This window comes from Bradyrhizobium genosp. SA-3, from assembly GCF_004212635.1.
Lineage (GTDB): Bacteria > Pseudomonadota > Alphaproteobacteria > Rhizobiales > Xanthobacteraceae > Bradyrhizobium.
Map to the genome: position 1 here is coordinate 40,425 of NZ_PSRT01000020.1, position 15,975 is coordinate 56,399.

At 65.9% G+C, this 15,975-nt stretch carries 15 protein-coding genes and 1 other RNA gene; 7 read left to right on the top strand and 9 right to left on the bottom strand.

Annotated elements, in window-relative coordinates; translation table 11 throughout:
- Positions 1-101 precede the first annotated feature (101 nt).
- From hrpB to CWO91_RS09160, 3 genes are all read left to right on the top strand, one after another.
- The gene (hrpB, locus tag CWO91_RS09150; protein WP_165405321.1) at positions 102-2,576 is read left to right on the top strand and encodes an ATP-dependent helicase HrpB; all 2,475 of its coding nucleotides are present in this window, start codon (positions 102-104) and stop codon (positions 2,574-2,576) included.
- Between the two features lie 154 nt (positions 2,577-2,730).
- Positions 2,731-3,243 carry a TIGR02281 family clan AA aspartic protease gene (locus CWO91_RS09155; RefSeq protein ID WP_165405322.1) on the top strand — a complete coding sequence of 171 codons (513 nt, stop codon included), beginning with the start codon at positions 2,731-2,733 and terminating at the stop codon, positions 3,241-3,243.
- Positions 3,244-3,436: 193 nt separating this feature from the next.
- Positions 3,437-4,936: a phosphomannomutase/phosphoglucomutase gene (locus tag CWO91_RS09160; protein ID WP_130213178.1), complete on the top strand. Its 1,500-nt coding sequence runs from the start codon at positions 3,437-3,439 to the stop codon at positions 4,934-4,936.
- 164 nt (positions 4,937-5,100) lie between these two features.
- Here CWO91_RS09160 and CWO91_RS09165 read toward each other — a convergent pair whose 3' ends face one another.
- The 9 genes from CWO91_RS09165 to CWO91_RS09205 form a co-directional block, all read right to left on the bottom strand.
- A complete protein-coding gene (locus CWO91_RS09165; protein WP_008542650.1) occupies positions 5,101-5,610 on the bottom strand; it encodes an Lrp/AsnC family transcriptional regulator in 510 nt (169 codons plus the stop codon).
- Between the two features lie 67 nt (positions 5,611-5,677).
- Positions 5,678-6,631 carry a sugar kinase gene (locus tag CWO91_RS09170; RefSeq protein ID WP_130213179.1) on the bottom strand — a complete coding sequence of 318 codons (954 nt, stop codon included), beginning with the start codon at positions 6,629-6,631 and terminating at the stop codon, positions 5,678-5,680.
- Positions 6,632-6,644: 13 nt separating this feature from the next.
- Positions 6,645-7,589 (bottom strand): NAD(+) diphosphatase, encoded by a 945-nt coding sequence (gene nudC / locus CWO91_RS09175; RefSeq protein ID WP_130213180.1) that lies wholly within the window; start codon positions 7,587-7,589, stop codon positions 6,645-6,647.
- Positions 7,590-7,599: 10 nt separating this feature from the next.
- Positions 7,600-8,019: an HIT domain-containing protein gene (locus tag CWO91_RS09180; RefSeq protein ID WP_130213181.1), complete on the bottom strand. Its 420-nt coding sequence runs from the start codon at positions 8,017-8,019 to the stop codon at positions 7,600-7,602.
- 263 nt (positions 8,020-8,282) lie between these two features.
- Positions 8,283-9,410: a muconate cycloisomerase family protein gene (locus CWO91_RS09185; RefSeq protein WP_130213182.1), complete on the bottom strand. Its 1,128-nt coding sequence runs from the start codon at positions 9,408-9,410 to the stop codon at positions 8,283-8,285.
- A complete protein-coding gene (locus tag CWO91_RS09190) occupies positions 9,407-10,162 on the bottom strand; it encodes an SDR family NAD(P)-dependent oxidoreductase (RefSeq protein ID WP_130213183.1) in 756 nt (251 codons plus the stop codon). Before CWO91_RS09190 ends, CWO91_RS09185 begins: the two co-directional genes overlap by 4 nt.
- Positions 10,162-10,968: an amino acid ABC transporter ATP-binding protein gene (locus tag CWO91_RS09195; RefSeq protein WP_130213184.1), complete on the bottom strand. Its 807-nt coding sequence runs from the start codon at positions 10,966-10,968 to the stop codon at positions 10,162-10,164. Before CWO91_RS09195 ends, CWO91_RS09190 begins: the two co-directional genes overlap by 1 nt.
- Complete coding sequence (locus tag CWO91_RS09200; protein WP_130213185.1) at positions 10,965-11,627, bottom strand: amino acid ABC transporter permease; 663 nt, start codon at positions 11,625-11,627, stop codon at positions 10,965-10,967. The genes CWO91_RS09195 and CWO91_RS09200 overlap by 4 nt, the downstream gene beginning before the upstream one ends.
- A gap of 185 nt (positions 11,628-11,812) precedes the next feature.
- Positions 11,813-12,667: a transporter substrate-binding domain-containing protein gene (locus CWO91_RS09205; protein WP_130213186.1), complete on the bottom strand. Its 855-nt coding sequence runs from the start codon at positions 12,665-12,667 to the stop codon at positions 11,813-11,815.
- A gap of 196 nt (positions 12,668-12,863) precedes the next feature.
- On the opposite strand from CWO91_RS09205, the gene ffs reads away from it, so the two are divergent.
- From ffs to recR, 4 genes are all read left to right on the top strand, one after another.
- Positions 12,864-12,960, top strand: an RNA gene (gene ffs, locus CWO91_RS09210) — signal recognition particle sRNA small type.
- A 94-nt stretch (positions 12,961-13,054) separates the two neighbouring features.
- A complete protein-coding gene (locus tag CWO91_RS09215; RefSeq protein WP_130213187.1) occupies positions 13,055-14,896 on the top strand; it encodes a DNA polymerase III subunit gamma/tau in 1,842 nt (613 codons plus the stop codon).
- A 133-nt stretch (positions 14,897-15,029) separates the two neighbouring features.
- Positions 15,030-15,350: a YbaB/EbfC family nucleoid-associated protein gene (locus CWO91_RS09220; protein ID WP_130213188.1), complete on the top strand. Its 321-nt coding sequence runs from the start codon at positions 15,030-15,032 to the stop codon at positions 15,348-15,350.
- Position 15,351: 1 nt separating this feature from the next.
- Positions 15,352-15,954, top strand: a complete 603-nt coding sequence (recR, locus tag CWO91_RS09225) for a recombination mediator RecR (protein WP_091887285.1) — start codon at positions 15,352-15,354, stop codon at positions 15,952-15,954.
- Positions 15,955-15,975 lie beyond the last annotated feature (21 nt).

The following is a 15,975-nucleotide window of genomic DNA, read 5'->3' on the forward strand; positions in this document are numbered from 1 at the left end:
GTCATGACCGGGCTTGTCCCGGCCATCCACGTCTGTTTTCTAGGCTGGCCAGACCACGTGGATGCCCGGGACAAGCCCGGGCATGACGACGGGATGATTTCTTGCCCCGCAGCTTCGACACGCCCCTTCCGATCGATGCCGTGCTCGACGATTTGTCGCGCACGCTGGAAGCGCACAACGCGGCCGTGCTGGTGGCGCCGCCGGGTGCGGGCAAGACCACGCGGGTGCCGCTGGCGCTGCTGGATGCGCCCTGGGCCAAGGGTCAGAAGATCATCGTGCTGGAGCCGCGCCGCATCGCGGCGCGCGCCAGTGCCGATCGCATGGCAAAATCGCTTGGGGAACGTGCCGGGGAAACCGTCGGCTATCGCGTCCGCTTCGGCTCCAAGATCTCGCGCGCGACGCGCATCGAAGTGGTGACCGAGGGCATTTTCACCCGCCAGATCCTCGACGATCCCGAACTCTCCGGCATCGCCGCGATCCTGTTCGACGAATTCCACGAGCGCTCGCTCGATGCCGATCTTGGACTCGCTTTGGCGCGCGATGCGCAAACCGGCCTGCGCGAGGATCTCCGCATCCTCGTGATGTCGGCCACGCTCGATGGCGCGCGCGTGGCAAGATTGCTCGGCGAGGCGCCCGTCGTCGAGAGCGAGGGCCGCGCCTTTCCGGTCGAGACGCGCTATCTCGGCCGCAAGGCGGACGCGCCGGTGGAGCGGCAGATGGCCGACGCCATCGCATCCGCGCTGCGCGCCGATAGCGGCTCGGTGCTGGCGTTCCTCCCCGGCGCCGCCGAGATCCGCCGTACCGAGAACTTCCTGGGCGAACGCGTGCACGACGCTTCCATCGAGATCGTGCCGCTGTTCGGCGCGCTCGATGCCGCTGTGCAGGACCGCGCCATCGCGCCGGCGCCCAAGGGCACACGCAAGGTGGTGCTGGCGACATCGATCGCCGAGACCTCGCTCACCATCGAAGGCGTGCGTATCGTCGTCGATTCCGGTCTTGCCCGCGTGCCGCGCTACGAGCCCGACATCGGGCTGACCCGGCTTGAGACCGTGCGCGCCTCGCGCGCGGCGGTGGACCAGCGCCGCGGCCGCGCCGGCCGCACCGAGCCTGGTGTCTGCTACCGGCTCTGGGACGAGCCACAGACGGCCTCACTCGCGCCTTACACCCAGCCGGAAATCCTCAGCGCCGATCTGTCGTCGCTGGTGCTCGATCTCGCGCAATGGGGCGTCACCGATCCCGCGGCGCTGTCGTTCCTCGATCCGCCGCCGCAGCCGGCCTGGAAGGAAGCCAAGAGCCTGCTCACCGAGCTCAACGCCGTCGATGGCGACGGCCGCATCACCGCGGAGGGCAAAAGCCTGCGCGCGCTGGCGCTGCCGCCGCGGCTGGCGCGCATGATCGTGGATTCGCATCGTGCAGGCAGCGGCGAGGCCGCGGCCGAGATCGCGGCGATCATCACCGAGCGTGGGCTCGGCGGCGACAGCGTCGATCTCGAGCACAGGCGCGACCAGTTTCGCCGCGATCGCTCGCCGCGCGCGGTGAGCGCGCGCGACCTGGCGCGGCGCTGGGCCTCGCAGGTGGCGGCCTCGGAGACGGCGGGGCAGCAGGAGGATCTCTCCACCGGCCTGATGCTCGCCTATGCGTTCCCGGACCGCGTCGCGCGCAACCGCGGCAATGGCAGTTTCGTGCTGGCCAATGGCCGCGGCGCGTCCGTCGAGCAGACCTCCTCGCTCGCCCGCGCGCCCTACATCGCGATCGGCGAAATGACGGGAACGGCGGCGAGCGGACGCATCCTGCTCGCCGCGCAAATTACGCAGGACGAGATCGAGCGGCATTTCGCCGAGCATATCGAGAGTGCCGACGAGATCTCGTTCGATCGTGGTGCCATGGCATTGCGGGCGCGGCGCAAGCGCGCGCTGCATGCGATCACGCTCTCCGAGGCGACGCTTGCCGTGTCGCCCTCGGAGGAAACGGCGCGCATCTTCGCGGATGGCCTGATCGCCGCGGGCCTCGACCGGCTGCCCTGGTCGAAGGCGGCCAAGCAGTGGCGCGACCGCGTGATGTTCCTGCGCAAGGCCGAGGGCGACAGCTGGCCGGATCTCTCCGATGACGGACTAATCGCGCGCCGCGACGACTGGCTGGTGCCCGCGCTCTACGACAAGATCGCGCTGAAGGACATCTCCGCCGGCGATCTCTCCGATGCGCTGATGGCGCTGCTGCCGTGGGAGATGCGCGCGCGCCTCGACCGCGAGGCGCCGACGCATTTCGAGGCGCCAACCGGCACCATGCTGGCGATCGACTACGAAGCCGAGCAGGGGCCAACCATCGCGGTGCGGCTGCAGGAATTGTTCGGCCTCAACACCCATCCGTCGATTGCTGCCGGCAAGGTGCCGCTGGTGCTGGAATTGCTGTCGCCGGCGCAGCGCCCGGTGCAGGTGACGCGCGATCTCCCCGGCTTCTGGCGCGGCAGCTACAGCGCGGTACGCTCAGACCTGCGCGGCCGCTATCCGCGCCATCCCTGGCCGGACGATCCCGCCAGTGCGCTGCCGACCCGGCGGGCAAAGCCGCGCGGGACGTGACTCCCTCGCCTCGCTCTTGCGGGGAGAGGTTCAAGCGACCGCATTAACCGTCCGCTCATCCTTTTCGGCAAAATGACACGAGCCCCGGCGTGCCTTCGCTCGCGGACAGGCGCGCCGCGTGGTGAAATCGAGCTTTCGGCTCGGAAGTGGTGTGATGCGTAACATAGTGATCTTCGCGGCCGTCATGATCGGTCTCGGCACCTTCATGGCCCAGATGGCGGACAAGATGAGCTCCGCCTCCGCCACCTCGGTGCCGCGCACGACGGTGGCAGTCGCCTCCACCGCGCCCGCCGGCGGCCGCAGCCTGGCCATTTCCCGCGACGGTCGCGGTCATTTCCAGGCCGAGGGCCGGATCGAGGGCCAGCGTATCGGCTTCATGGTCGACACCGGCGCCTCCGTCGTTGCGCTTAACGAGACCTCGGCCGCACGCTTTGGCCTGCGTCCTTCGCGCAGCGAGTACAACGCCACCGTCTCGACCGCCAACGGCACCATCAAGGCCGCGCGCACCCGCATCGCCATGCTGGAGGTCGGCGGCCTCGTCGTGCGTGACGTCGATGCCATGGTGCTGCCGGACGCCGCGCTGTCGGAGAACCTGCTCGGCCTCTCCTTCCTGTCCCGCCTGAAGCGCTTCGAATACGCCAACGGCCAGATGGTGCTCGAGCAGTAGGCGCGGCCCGCGCAATCGCGCGAGCGTCCATTTCAAGAACATATCTTTGCTTTCGCCGCCCGCGCGGTAACGTTTCTTCGTTACCAAACTGCCGCAATTATCGGCCATAAGCCTTCATTCCCGCCTTCCGCTGCGGCCCGGCATTCGCTAAGGCTGCAGCAAATCCTGCCCCCCTTTTCACGAGACTGTCTCAATGTTCCCGAAGCCGAAATCCGTATTGTTGCCCAACACCTATGCTTTCGAATCCGAGCCGATGGTGAAGCCGACGGGCTTTCGCGAGTATGACGCGCGCTGGTTGTTCCAAAAGGAAATCAACCTGATGGGTGTGCAGGCGCTCGGCATGGGGCTGGGCGCGTTGATCGCCGAGCTCGGCGTCAAGCAGGAGATCGTCACTGGCCACGATTTCCGCGGCTATTCGGCCTCGATCAAATACGCGCTGATCTCCGGCCTGATGGCCGGCGGCTGCAAGGTGCACGACATCGGGCTTGCGGTGACGCCGATGGCCTATTTCGCGCAGTTCGATCTCGACGTGCCCTGCGTCGCCATGGTGACGGCCTCGCATAACGACAATGGCTGGACCGGCGTGAAGATGGGCGCCAACCGCCCGCTGACCTTCGGTCCCGACGAGATGACGCGGCTGAAAGAGATCGTGCTCAATGCCGAGTTCAAGAATAAGGCCGGCGGCTCCTATCAATTCCACGAGAATTATCCGGCGCGTTACATCGCCGACCTCACCTCTCGTCCGAAGCTGACGCGCAAGCTGAAGGTCGTCGCTGCCTGCGGCAACGGCACCGCCGGCGCGTTCGCGCCGCAGGTGCTGGAGGCGATCGGCTGCGAGGTGATCCCGCTCGATACCGAGCTCGATCACACCTTCCCGAAATACAATCCGAACCCCGAGGACATGGAGATGCTGCACGCGATCCGCGACGCGGTACTGCACCACAAGGCCGATGTCGGTCTCGGCTTCGACGGCGACGGCGACCGCTGCGGCGTCGTCGACAACACCGGCGAGGAGATCTTTGCCGACAAGGTCGGCGTGATGCTGGCGCGCGACATGTCGGCGATCCACAAGGAGGCGCAGTTCGTCGTCGACGTGAAGTCGACCGGCCTGTTCGTCACTGATCCCGTGCTGCAGAAGCAGGGCGCGAAGGTCGCCTATTGGAAGACCGGTCATTCCTACATGAAGCGCCGCACCAACGAGATGGGCGCGCTGGCGGGCTTCGAGAAGTCGGGTCACTTCTTCTTCAACAAGCCGTTCGGCCGCGGCTATGACGACGGCCTGGTCTCGGCGATCGCGATCTGCGACATGCTCGACCGCGCGCCCGGCAAGTCGATGGCCGACCTGAAGAACGCGCTGCCGAAGACCTGGTCGTCGCCGACCATGTCGCCGCACTGTGCCGACGAGGTCAAATACGGCGTCATCGACAAGGTGGTGAAGCACTTCGAAGGCTTGCAGGCGAAGGGCGCCAAGATCGGCGGCCAATCGATCCGCGATCTCGTCACCGTCAACGGCGTGCGCGTCACGGTCGAAGACGGCAGCTGGGGCCTGATGCGCGCCTCCTCCAACAAGCCCGAGCTCGTCGTCGTGGTCGAGAGCCCGGTCTCGGAGCAGCGCATGCACGACATGTTTGAGATGGTGAACAGCGTGCTGCGCACCCATCCCGAGGTCGGCGAGTACAATCAGAAGATCTAAGGGGCGTCAGGGGAGCACAACACGCGCCGTAAATCTCCGCTGTCATGCCCCGGCTTGGCCGGGGCATCCAGTACGCCGCAGCTTCTCCGTATCCAATCGCCTTCTCTCTGGACTACTGGATCGCCCGGTCAAGCCGGGCGATGACAGCGTCTGTGTGGCGCGACCTAAGCCGCCACCACCGCCGGGATCGGCAGCGCGGTGACCGACTTGATCTTCTCCATCGCGAAGCGCGAGGTGACGTTCTTCAGTGGCACGGCGCTGATCAGCTTCTTGTAGAACACGTCATAGGCCTGCATGTCCGCCACCACGACGCGCAGCATGTAGTCGACGTCGCCGGCCATGCGATAGAACTCCATCACCTCCGGCATGGCGCTGACGGCTTCGGCGAACCGCTTCAGCCAGGCGTCGGAATGGTCGGAGCTCTCCACCGAGACGAACACGGAGATGCCGAGCCCGATCTTGTTCTGGTCGACGAGGGCGACGCGCTTGATGATCACGCCATCGGCCTCCAGCCGCTGGATGCGCTTCCAGCAGGGGGTCGAGGACAGGCCGACGCGATCGCCGATCTCGGCGACGGAGAGGGAGGCATCCTCCTGGAGGACCATCAGGATCTTGCGGTCGATGGCATCGAGGCGGCGGCTGGTCTCGGGAATCTGGACGGCAAGGTCGGTCATTTGAAGAACTTTGTTCCATTTCAGGGGCAGATTTCCCTGATATAGAGAAAATCATTCTATAGCAAGTCTATAATGTTGGCGCCCGGCCCGGCATCGCCGCCGCCTGCTCGCTCAAAAACTCTTCAACTTCAACGCGTTGTGGTGCGGCTAGGCCACCGCCATGGCGAGTGCATTTCAGCGCCGCGGCGGCCGCGGCGAATTGCAGCGCCTCCCGCGCCCCTTCGCCCTCGGCGAGGCGAAGTGTGAAGGCGCCATGGAAGACGTCACCGGCGCCGAGCGTATCGACCGCCTGGATCGGGAAGGCTGGTGTCTGCTCCAGCTCGCCCACTTCGTTCAGCCAGATCGTGCCGAGGGGACCGCGGGTGGCGGCGAGGAAGGCCGGCGTCAGCCCGGCCAGGCGCTTCAAGGCCTCGCCGTCGTCGGCGATGCCGGCGGTCTCCTGCACCTGTTCGCTGGCGAACAGCAAATGCGAGGCTGTCGTGAGCAGGCCGTCCTGCAACGACATCGCGCGGTCGACGCCGACGATGACGGGAATGCCGCGCCGGCGCGCCTCAGTGCAGAGCGAGGTCGCGAACGAAGCACTGCGGCTTTCGACGAGGACCACGCGGCAATCGGTGAGCAATTCGTCCGCGTCCGGCAACTTTACGGTCCATAAGGCCGGATCACGATAGATGGTGAGGGTCCGCTCGCCGGAGGGCTCGATCATGATCGCCGAGACCGGCGTTGTCAGACCTGGCATGCGTACGATGTGCGTGGTTTCGATGCCCTCCTGCGCCATCCGTTCGAGAATGAAGCTGCTCGACGTCTCGCCGGCATCGCCCATCGGTCCGGCGAACGCGACGCGGCCGCCGAGGCGGGCGATGGCGATCGCGGCATTGAGTGCGTTGCCGCCGCAGATCTCCGCAAGGTGGCTCGCGTTGGCCTTGCTGCCGCGTTCGGGCACGGCCTCGACGCGAAAGGTGAGGTCGCGCACGGGAATGCCGATGCAGAGGATGCGCGGCGCGAGTCCCGTTGCGGTCATCGGCGCTCTCAGCTCAAGCGCCGCTCTTGTCGTGCACCCAGCGGCCGAGCAGATGATGGGCGATCGCGAACGGATGCGGGCCGGCGAGCCCGTCCGGATGCGTCCGCGTCAGCATCAAGGCGGCCTCCTCGCGCGTGAACCAGCGCGCGTCTTCCAGCTCCATGCGATCGACGACGATGTCCTCGTTCAGCGCCCGCGCGCTGCAGCCGATCATCAGCGACGACGGATAGGGCCAGGGCTGGGTCATGTAATACTGCACGTCGGTGCAGCGGATCCCGGACTCTTCCAGGATCTCGCGGCGCACCGCGTCTTCGATGGTCTCGGCCGCCTCGACGAAGCCGGCGAGGCAGGAATACATGCCGGGCGGAAATTGCTTCTGGCGGCCGAGCAGGCACTTGTCGCCGGAGGCGACCAGCATGATCACGACGGGATCCGTGCGCGGAAAATGCTCGGCCTTGCAGGCGGGACAGTCGCGCTTCCAGCCGCCTTCCTTCATGCTGGTGCGTGCGCCGCAATTGGCGCAATAGCCGTGGCGCTGATGCCAGCCCACCATCGATTTCGCCATCGCGATCGCCGACAGCTCCTGCGGCGGGACTGCACCCTGCATCGCCATGCCGCGCAGCTCGGTCACGGTGTAGTCGTCGCGGCCGACCAGCTTCTCGGCCGCCGCCTGCGACATTCCCATGCCGAACATCGCCGCGCCATCGCGCAGCCCCAAGAAGACCGTGCCGGGATTGGCGCCGCATTTCAGCGCCTCGTCGATTCCCAGCAGCGCCCGAACCCTCTCGCCCTCGCGCTTCACCAGAAGCGAGTCGCGATAGACGACATAGGCGCGCGATGACGGTTTCTGCTCCATCGCGAACAGCTTCTCGTCGTCGCGGCGCAGATGCGCGGCGCGGTCGAGGACGTTGGTGACGAAGGCCGGCTGTCCCAGCGGAAACGCGTTGAATGCTGACATTATTATTCTTTCAACCCAACCAGATCTTGCGGCGGAGCGCGCTGATGAAATTCTGCACTTCAGTGGCGTCGTGCGCCAGCGGCGGCATCACGCCCCACACCGGCCGCGGCCAGGCCGCATCACTGGTCCGGCGCGCGATGACGTGAACGTGAAGCTGCGGCACGAGGTTGCCGAGCGCGGCGATGTTGAGCTTGTCGCATTTGGTGATGTCCTTCAGCGCGCGCGAGACGCGGGAGATCTCGGTCATCAGCTGCGCCTGCTGCACCTCGTCGAGATCGATGATCTCGACCGCGTCAGGCCGCCGCGGCACCAGCAGTAGCCAGGGATAATGCGCGTCCTTGATGACCAGCACCTTCGACAGCGGCAAATCGCCGATGTCGATGGTGTCCTCTTTCAGGCGGGAGTGCAGCGACCAGGCGGGTTCGGGCATATGTGTTTCCGGATAGCCGGGGGGCGGGCGTGTTGGGGCCGACCATACGATACGCGGTTAGCGAGGGAAAGGTTGGGGCTCCGCAGGGGCCTCATGCACCGTTGTCGTCCCGGCGAAGGCCGGGACCCATAACCACAGGAAGAAGTTTGGCGAAAGCCGGCAGTAAAGAGTCGTCCCGCGGTGCGACCAACTGCGCCTATCGATAGATCTCGCGGTATGGGTCCCGGCCTTCGCCGGGACGACAGCGAATTTGTGGCGTCTTCCTACGCCTCCGCAATCACCCGCGCATTGGCGCGGATCGACGCCTCGCTCACATGAATCCCAAGGCCGGGGCCGTCGGGCACCACGACATGGCCGGCGCGGTTGGCGATGCGCTCCTCCAGCACGTCCTCGGTCAGCACGTGATGCGGCATGTAGAACTCGCAGCCGAGCGAGATGCCCGGCGTCGCCGCGATCAGCTGCGTGCCGGCGGCGAGCCCAATGCCGCCCTCCCACAGCGTGCCGCCATAGCCGGGCAGGCCGGCGATGTCGGCGATTGCCATGATCGCCTGCGCCTCGAACAGGCCGCCGGCCTTCATCAGCTTGATCGACACGGCGTCGGCTGCCTCGCGGCGCACCACCTCCATCATGTCGCGGCGATCGAAACAGCTTTCGTCGGCCAGCACCGGCGTTTCCAGCGCCGCGGTGAGCTGTGCCATCACGTCCAGATATTTGCGCGGCACCGGTTGCTCGATGAAGGTCGGCGCAAACTCTTCGACATCGCGCAAAATCTTGATAGCGCCGAACGGCGCCAGGGCCTGGTTGTAGTCGACGCGCAAATCGACCTTGCCGCCGAATTCTTTCCGGATCGCCGCGAGGTGGTCGAGGTCCTCGCGATGCGGCTTCACGCCGGTCTTGACCTTGTAGATGAAATTGCCGTCCGGCACCATGTATCGCATGCGTTCGAGATCGGCGGCGAAATCCGGATCGGCGATCGAGAAAGAGAGCGGGATGGTGTCACGCACGCGGCCGCCGAGGAGGTCGGCGACCGACAAGCCGGACGACTTGCCGACGATGTCGAGCAGCGCCATCTCGATGGCGACCTTGGCCTCGGCATGTCCGACCAGCGCACGGTCGAGCTCCGCCATCAGCGCGCGGATACGGCGCACCGGCTTGCCGAGCACGATCGGCCTTAAGTAAATGTCGAGCGCCGAGTACGCCGCTTCCGGCGTTCCCGTAAACACCTCCCACGGCGCTGCCTCGCCCCAGCCGATCACGCCGTCACTGGAGGTGAGCTCGATCAGCACGCGCTTCACCGTGCCCTTGACGTTGCCGACGCCCTGCAGGCGCGCCATCTTGATCGGGCTCTCGATCAGGAACAGCCTGAGACGTTCGATGGTCGCTTCGGTCATGTCAGGCCTCCATTGACGTGCCAGACCTGGCCGGTGACGTAGGACGCCTTCGGTGATGCCAGGAAGGCGATGATCTCGGCGACTTCCTCCGGCCGCCCGCGGCGGCGCATCGGGATCAGCGCCTCGGTCGCAGCGATCTGCTCGGGCGACAGCCGGCTCTCGCTCGGCTTGTCCTTGACGATGAGGCCCGGCGCCACCGCGTTGACGGTGATGCCATCTTTCGCGAGCTCGATCGCAGTCAGCCGCACCAGCGCTTCCAGCGCCGAGCGGCTTGCGGCGGTCGCGGCGAACGGCGCGAACTCGGGCCGGATCGCATGCGCGACGAATGAGGAGACTGCCACGATCCGTGCGCCTCGTCCTGCACGCAGCAACGGCAGCGCGGCCTCGACCATTCGCGTGAACGCCAGCGCGGATTCGTCCATCGCCTGTCGAAATTGATCCGCGGGCGTGCCGATCGCGCTGCCGCGGCGGGCGTGGCCACCGACCAGGATCAATCCATCGAGCCGGCCAAAGGCGGCTTGCGCGGCGGCGACGGCATCGGTGGCCGCGGCCTCCTCGGCAAGATCGCCGAGACACTTTGCGTTGACAGCGCCCTTCGCTTCGGCGTCCGCCGCGGTGGCGTCGAGGCCTTCTGCATTCGCGCGTGTGTGCAGAACGAGCCCAACACCAGGCGCGGCGAGCAGCTTTGCGGTGGCGCGGCCGATGCCGCTGGCGGCACCGGTGACGAGATAGACGCGTTCGATATCAGGCATCATGGTGTCGCGTTGGCCGGCGGCAGTGCGCCGGTGCGGTGGAAATGGCTGAGGAAGGCGCGCGTCGCGCTTTCCTTGGGATTGTCGATCACCTGCCGCGCCGGGCCCTCCTCGACCACGATGCCGTCGCGCATGAAGATGAGGCGGTCGGCGACCTCGCGGGCAAAGGCGATTTCATGGGTCACGATCACCATGGTCATGCCTTCCGATGCCAGCCGCTGCATCACGCTCAAGACCTCGCCGACGAGTTCAGGATCGAGTGCCGAGGTGGCCTCGTCGAACAGCATGACGTCAGGCTCCATCGCGAGCGCACGTGCAATCGCGACGCGCTGCTTCTGCCCGCCGGAGAGCGTCGCCGGATATTGATCGGCCTTCTCTGCAAGCCCGACCTTGGCGAGCTGCGCACGCGCGAGTTTCTCGGCGTCCGCCTTGGCCATCCGCCGCACCGTAACCGGCCCCTCCATCACGTTCTGGAGCGTGGTCATGTGCGGGAACAGATTAAAGTGCTGGAACACCATGCCGGTGGTGGCGCGGAATCTTGCCAGCGTCGTCACGTCGGGCAGCTTCGAACCGTCGCCAAATGAAAAGCGAGTGTCCCCGACGCGGACGCTGCCGCCGTCGGGCACGACCAGGAGATTGATGCAGCGGAGCAGCGTCGATTTGCCGGAGCCGGACGGGCCGATCAGCGCGACCACGCCGCCCTTGGCGACATCGAGATTGATGTTCTTCAGGACCTCGTTGCTGCCAAAGCTCTTGCGCAGGCCGCGGATTTCGATTTTTGAGGTGTTATTGGGCGTCTCGCTCATTCACTCACCGCCAATCGCTTCTCGCCACGCCGGACGAGGATGGTCAGGGGAATCAGGATCGCCGCATAGGCGACCGCGACGGCGGTGTAGGTTTCCAGCGGCCGGTAGCTGTCATGGGCGGCGACCTGGCTCTGATAGACGAGGTCGGGCACGGCCAGCACCGAGACCAGCGAGGTGTTCTTGAACTGGATGATCGACTGGTTCATCAGCGCCGGGATCATGCGCTTGATCGCCTGCGGCAGCACGATGCGGCGCATGCTCTGGATCGGCGTCATGCCGAGCGCGGCGCCGGCTTCGGACTGGCCGCTGTCGATCGAGACGATGCCGCCGCGGATGATCTCCGAATAGAACGAGCCGCCATAGAGCGAGAGCGCCAGCGCCGAGGCGGTGATCGGCGTCATCTCGACGCCGGCGAGGATCGGCAGCGCGTAATAGAACCAGATCAGCTGGACCAGGATCGGCGTGCAGCGGAACGCCTCGATGAAGGCGAGCGCGGCAAGACGCAGCGCCCTGAAGCGCGACAGGCTGCCGAACGCACCAAGCAGGCCGAACAGCAGCCCGCAGACGACGATGACCACGGTGAAGCCGACGGTGACGCCGAGCCCGTTGAGAAAGAGCCAGCGATAGCCCCAGAGGATGCCGAAGTCCCACTGATACATGCGTGCTTTCTTGCTTCACCTCTCCCGCTTGCGGGAGAGGTCGTGTCGCATCGAAGATGCGGCACGGGTGAGGGTTCTTTCCTCTAGGGGAATCCTGTCAGCCGAGACACCCTCTCCCCAGCCCTCTCCCGCAAGCGGGAGAGGGGGGCAGCGAGATCGCCGATGCAGCGGCGCCCAATCATACCCTACAGCGACACGCCCGGCGGAATGTCCGCCTCGGTCACGCCCACCAGCTCCATGTTGGTGATGATCGCGTTGCGGATGAAGCCGAGGCCTTTGTTGAAGTCGATCCAGGTGTTGACGTAATCGCGCCAGGTCTTGTCGGTCTCGCGGCGGAAGCCGGCATTGGACGTGGTGGCGAAGATCGGTGTCGGCAGCACGAGCTGGCCGAGCGAGGGGTTCTTCTTCAGTACGGTCAGCGACAGCATGGTGATCAGGCACTGCGCGTCGACGCGGCCGGTCTGGAGTGCGGCGGTGGCATCGTCCGCGGTCTTCAGCCGCGTGATCTGCGCCTTCGGCGTCAGGCGGCTGACGACCTGGTCGTGCGAGGAGCCCTGGTCGACCGCGATCTTGATGTCGGGCGAGTTCAGCTCGGCCCAGCTTTTCGGCTTGAAGTCCTTCTTGCAGAGGATGGCGAAGGCGTTGTTGAAGACCGGCACCGAGAAGTCCACCACCAGCGCGCGCTTCGGGGTCGGATTGAGGCCGAAAAAGATATCGATCTTGTTGGCCTGCAGATCGAGCACCGAATTGCCCCAGGTGGTTTCGGTGATCTCGAGCTCGGCCTCCATGTCGTCGGCCAGCCCCTTGGCGATGTCGATGTAAAAACCCTTCCACTGGCCGGAGGCGAGGTCCTTCATGTAGTAGGGCGCGCCGCCGCCGACCGCGCCGATCCGCATCTTCTTGGTCCGGCGGATGCGGGCGAAGGTCGATTCGTTCGGATCTGCCGCCTGGGCCACGGCCGGGGAGGCCAGTGCCCCCGCGGCCGCTGCACCAATGGCGCCAAGTCCGACAATCGATGCAACATCACGACGTGTAACCATTGGGAAATCGCTTTTCTGGTTGGATTTTTCTGGTTGGATGGAGTTCCGCCAAGCGTTCTTAGCAAGGTGGTCCCAGCAGCGAAAGCACAGCCTATCGGCTGGGCAGATCGGGGATTGCCCGGATGCTGGGCAAACTCAACCGGTTCAAGCCGATACCCGCTTGCTTTCCGCTCCCTTTGGCCCCAAATAGGGACCGGGAGATTGGCGGTGGACGAGCCACTCGCCAACCGGGTCAGGTCCGGAAGGAAGCAGCCCTAACGAGGTCTGGATCGGGTCGCTCGTCAGTCTCCTACCTGTTTTTCCGAGCGAATTGCGCCGGCGGGCCTGCCGCTGGCGCGCTCCTTTCCGCAAAAGCCGGCCGAGAGAGATTTCATTGCGGATCGACCGATGACCGACGCTGGCGCCCCTCCCAATCCCGACAGCGTCAGCCAGGCTGGCTTCGCACTCGGCGCCGAGCCGGGCACGCCCTACCGGGTGCTGGCGCGCAAATACCGCCCTTCCTCTTTCGATGATCTGATCGGCCAGGAGGCCGTGGTCCGCACCGTCTCCAACGCGTTCGAGACCGGGCGCATCCCGCAGGCCTGGATCCTCACCGGCGTCCGCGGGGTCGGCAAGACCACCACTGCGCGTATCCTAGCACGTGCGCTCAACTATGAGGTGCCGGATGGTTCGGTGAAGGGCCCGACCATCCATATGCCGGCGCTGGGGGTGCACTGCCAGGCGATCATGGAAAGCCGGCACATGGACGTGCTGGAGATGGACGCGGCGTCGCATACCGGCGTCGACGACGTCCGCCAGATCAACGACAGCGTGCGTTATGCCCCCGCCAGCGCCCGCTACAAGGTCTACATCATCGACGAAGTCCACATGCTGTCGACGGCGGCGTTCAACGCCTTCCTGAAGACGCTGGAGGAGCCGCCGGAGCACGCCAAGTTCGTGTTCGCCACGACGGAGATTCGTAAGGTTCCAGTCACGGTGCTGTCGCGCTGCCAGCGCTTTGACCTGCGCCGGGTCGAGGCCGATGTGCTGATGAAGCACCTCGCCAACATCGCGGCGAAGGAGAGCGTCGAGATCGAGCCGGAGGCGCTCGGCATCATCGCGCGTGCCGCCGAAGGCTCGGTGCGCGATTCGCTGTCGCTGCTCGACCAGGCGATCGCGCATGCGGCGGGGCAGGTGAAGGCCGATGCCGTCAGGCAGATGCTGGGCCTCGCTGATCGCACCCGCGTCATCGATCTCTTCGATTCGCTGGCGCGCGGCGACATCGCGGCCGCTTTCAAGGAGTTCCGCGACCAGTACGACGTCGGCGCCGATCCTATCGTCGTGCTCTCGGACCTCGCCGAATTCGTCAATTTCGTCACCCGTGTGAAGATCGTTCCGGCGACCGCCGACAACGTCGCCTATGGCGAGACCGAGCGGGTCCGCGCGCGAGACTTCGCCTCGAAGATCTCGATGCGCGTGCTGTCGCGGATGTGGCAGATGCTGCTCAAGGGCATCACCGAGGTGCAGGCCGCGACGCGTCCCGCCGCGGCCGCCGAAATGGTGCTGGTGCGCATCGCCTATGTCGCCGACCTGCCGACGCCCGACGAAGCGATCCGGATGCTGGAGCAGAACGGCGGCGGCTCGCCGGTCGTGAGCGGCGGCAGTGCCGCGCGCAGCGCGCCTTCGGCGCCGGTCGCTTCCGTGGCCCCGGTTCGCATGCCGACATCCTCGCCGTCCTCGTTCGGCGGTGGCGCTGCCCGGCCGCAGATGGCGGCGCCCGCGCCCGATCCGCAAGGCGCAGCGCCGCTGCTACGCGTCACCAGCTTCACCCAGCTCGTCGCGCTGGCGGGGCAGAAGCGCGACCTCCTGACCAAGGGCGCGCTTGAAGGCGACATGCGCCTCGTCCGTTTCGAGGAGGGCCGGCTGGAAGTCGCGCTCGAGCCCAACGCTTCCAAGACCATGATCTCCGAGCTCGCGAAGAAATTCGAGCTGTGGACCGGGCGCCGCTGGACCGTGATCGTCTCCAACGAGCAGGGCCAGCCGACGCTGCGCTCGGTGAACCAGGCCGCGAAGCAGGAGCATGCGCGCACCGCCGAGGCCGACCCGCGCGTGCAGGAGGTGCTGTCGCGTTTCCCCGGTGCGAAGGTCGTCGAGGTCCGCAGGCTTGCCCCCGAGACGCCGGAAACCAATATTAATTCGGACTATGGTAGTGACGATCCGCTAGAGGGTTCCGATGGCGACGATCTCTAGCGCATGATCCGGACCCGAAGGGCCGCGTAGCGAAAAGTGCGAAGCGGTTTTCCGATAAGATCATGCGCAAACACTATGCTAAGGCGCGATGATGATTCATAGCGCCTTAGTCTCTTTCAAGGACACGCGAGCTATGGCTGATTTTCTCGGCATGATGAAGCAGGCGGCACAGCTGCAATCCAAGATGCAGGAGATGCAGGACCAGCTTGCCAACGTCGAGGTCGAAGGCATCTCCGGCGGCGGCCTCGTCACCGTGCGCATGACCGCAAAGATGGACGTAAAGGGCATCAAGATCGATCCCTCGCTGATGAAGGCGGAAGAGCGCGAGGTGCTGGAAGACCTGCTCGTCACCGCCTTCGGTGATGCCCGCCGCAAGGCGGAGACTGCGATGCAGGAGAAGATGCAGGCCCTCACCGGCGGGCTCGGCCTGCCGCCGGGGTTGTTCGGCCAGTAAGATGGGCGCCGTTGCAGGACCTGAAATCGAGCGGCTGGTCCAGCTGCTCGCGCGGCTGCCGGGCCTCGGCCCGCGCTCGGCGCGACGCGCGGCGCTGCATCTGATCAAGAAGCGCGAGGCGCTGATGATGCCGTTGTCCTCGGCATTGCAGGTCGCGCTCGACAAGGTCGAGGTGTGCAAGACCTGCGGCAACATCGACACGCAAAATCCCTGCACCGTCTGCACCGATCCGAAGCGCGATCCCTCCATCATCGTCGTCGTCGCCGACGTCGCCGACCTCTGGGCGCTGGAGCGCGCCAATGCCACCCAGGGGCGCTATCACGTGCTCGGCGCGACATTGTCGCCGCTCGACGGCGTCGGCCCGCAGGACCTCACCATCGACGCGCTGGTGGCGCGCGCGCATGATTCGCAGGTGCAGGAGATCATCCTGGCGCTGAATGCGACGGTGGACGGCCAGACCACCGCGCATTACATCACCGACCTGCTTCAGGACGCCAATGTGAAGGTGACGCGGCTCGCCCATGGCGTGCCTGTCGGCGGCGAGCTTGATTATCTCGATGAAGGTACGCTATCGGCTGCGATGCGGCAGCGCACCCTGTTCTAGCCATCCAGACTTTATGGAACG

Bases quoted from the DNA above. Each gene is read 5' to 3' on its own strand.
- CWO91_RS09220 (WP_130213188.1), top strand. From the start codon at position 15,030: ATGGCTGATTTTCTCGGCATGATGAAGCAGGCGGCACAGCTGCAATCC.
- CWO91_RS09170 (WP_130213179.1), bottom strand. From the start codon at position 6,631: ATGACCGCAACGGGACTCGCGCCGCGCATCCTCTGCATCGGCATTCCC.
- CWO91_RS09200 (WP_130213185.1), bottom strand. From the start codon at position 11,627: ATGTATCAGTGGGACTTCGGCATCCTCTGGGGCTATCGCTGGCTCTTT.
- CWO91_RS09195 (WP_130213184.1), bottom strand. From the start codon at position 10,968: ATGAGCGAGACGCCCAATAACACCTCAAAAATCGAAATCCGCGGCCTG.
- CWO91_RS09215 (WP_130213187.1), top strand. From the start codon at position 13,055: ATGACCGACGCTGGCGCCCCTCCCAATCCCGACAGCGTCAGCCAGGCT.
- CWO91_RS09160 (WP_130213178.1), top strand. From the start codon at position 3,437: ATGTTCCCGAAGCCGAAATCCGTATTGTTGCCCAACACCTATGCTTTC.
- CWO91_RS09205 (WP_130213186.1), bottom strand. From the start codon at position 12,667: ATGGTTACACGTCGTGATGTTGCATCGATTGTCGGACTTGGCGCCATT.
- CWO91_RS09180 (WP_130213181.1), bottom strand. From the start codon at position 8,019: ATGCCCGAACCCGCCTGGTCGCTGCACTCCCGCCTGAAAGAGGACACC.
- CWO91_RS09185 (WP_130213182.1), bottom strand. From the start codon at position 9,410: ATGACCGAAGCGACCATCGAACGTCTCAGGCTGTTCCTGATCGAGAGC.
- CWO91_RS09190 (WP_130213183.1), bottom strand. From the start codon at position 10,162: ATGCCTGATATCGAACGCGTCTATCTCGTCACCGGTGCCGCCAGCGGC.
- CWO91_RS09165 (WP_008542650.1), bottom strand. From the start codon at position 5,610: ATGACCGACCTTGCCGTCCAGATTCCCGAGACCAGCCGCCGCCTCGAT.
- recR (WP_091887285.1), top strand. From the start codon at position 15,352: ATGGGCGCCGTTGCAGGACCTGAAATCGAGCGGCTGGTCCAGCTGCTC.
- nudC (WP_130213180.1), bottom strand. From the start codon at position 7,589: ATGTCAGCATTCAACGCGTTTCCGCTGGGACAGCCGGCCTTCGTCACC.
- CWO91_RS09155 (WP_165405322.1), top strand. From the start codon at position 2,731: ATGCGTAACATAGTGATCTTCGCGGCCGTCATGATCGGTCTCGGCACC.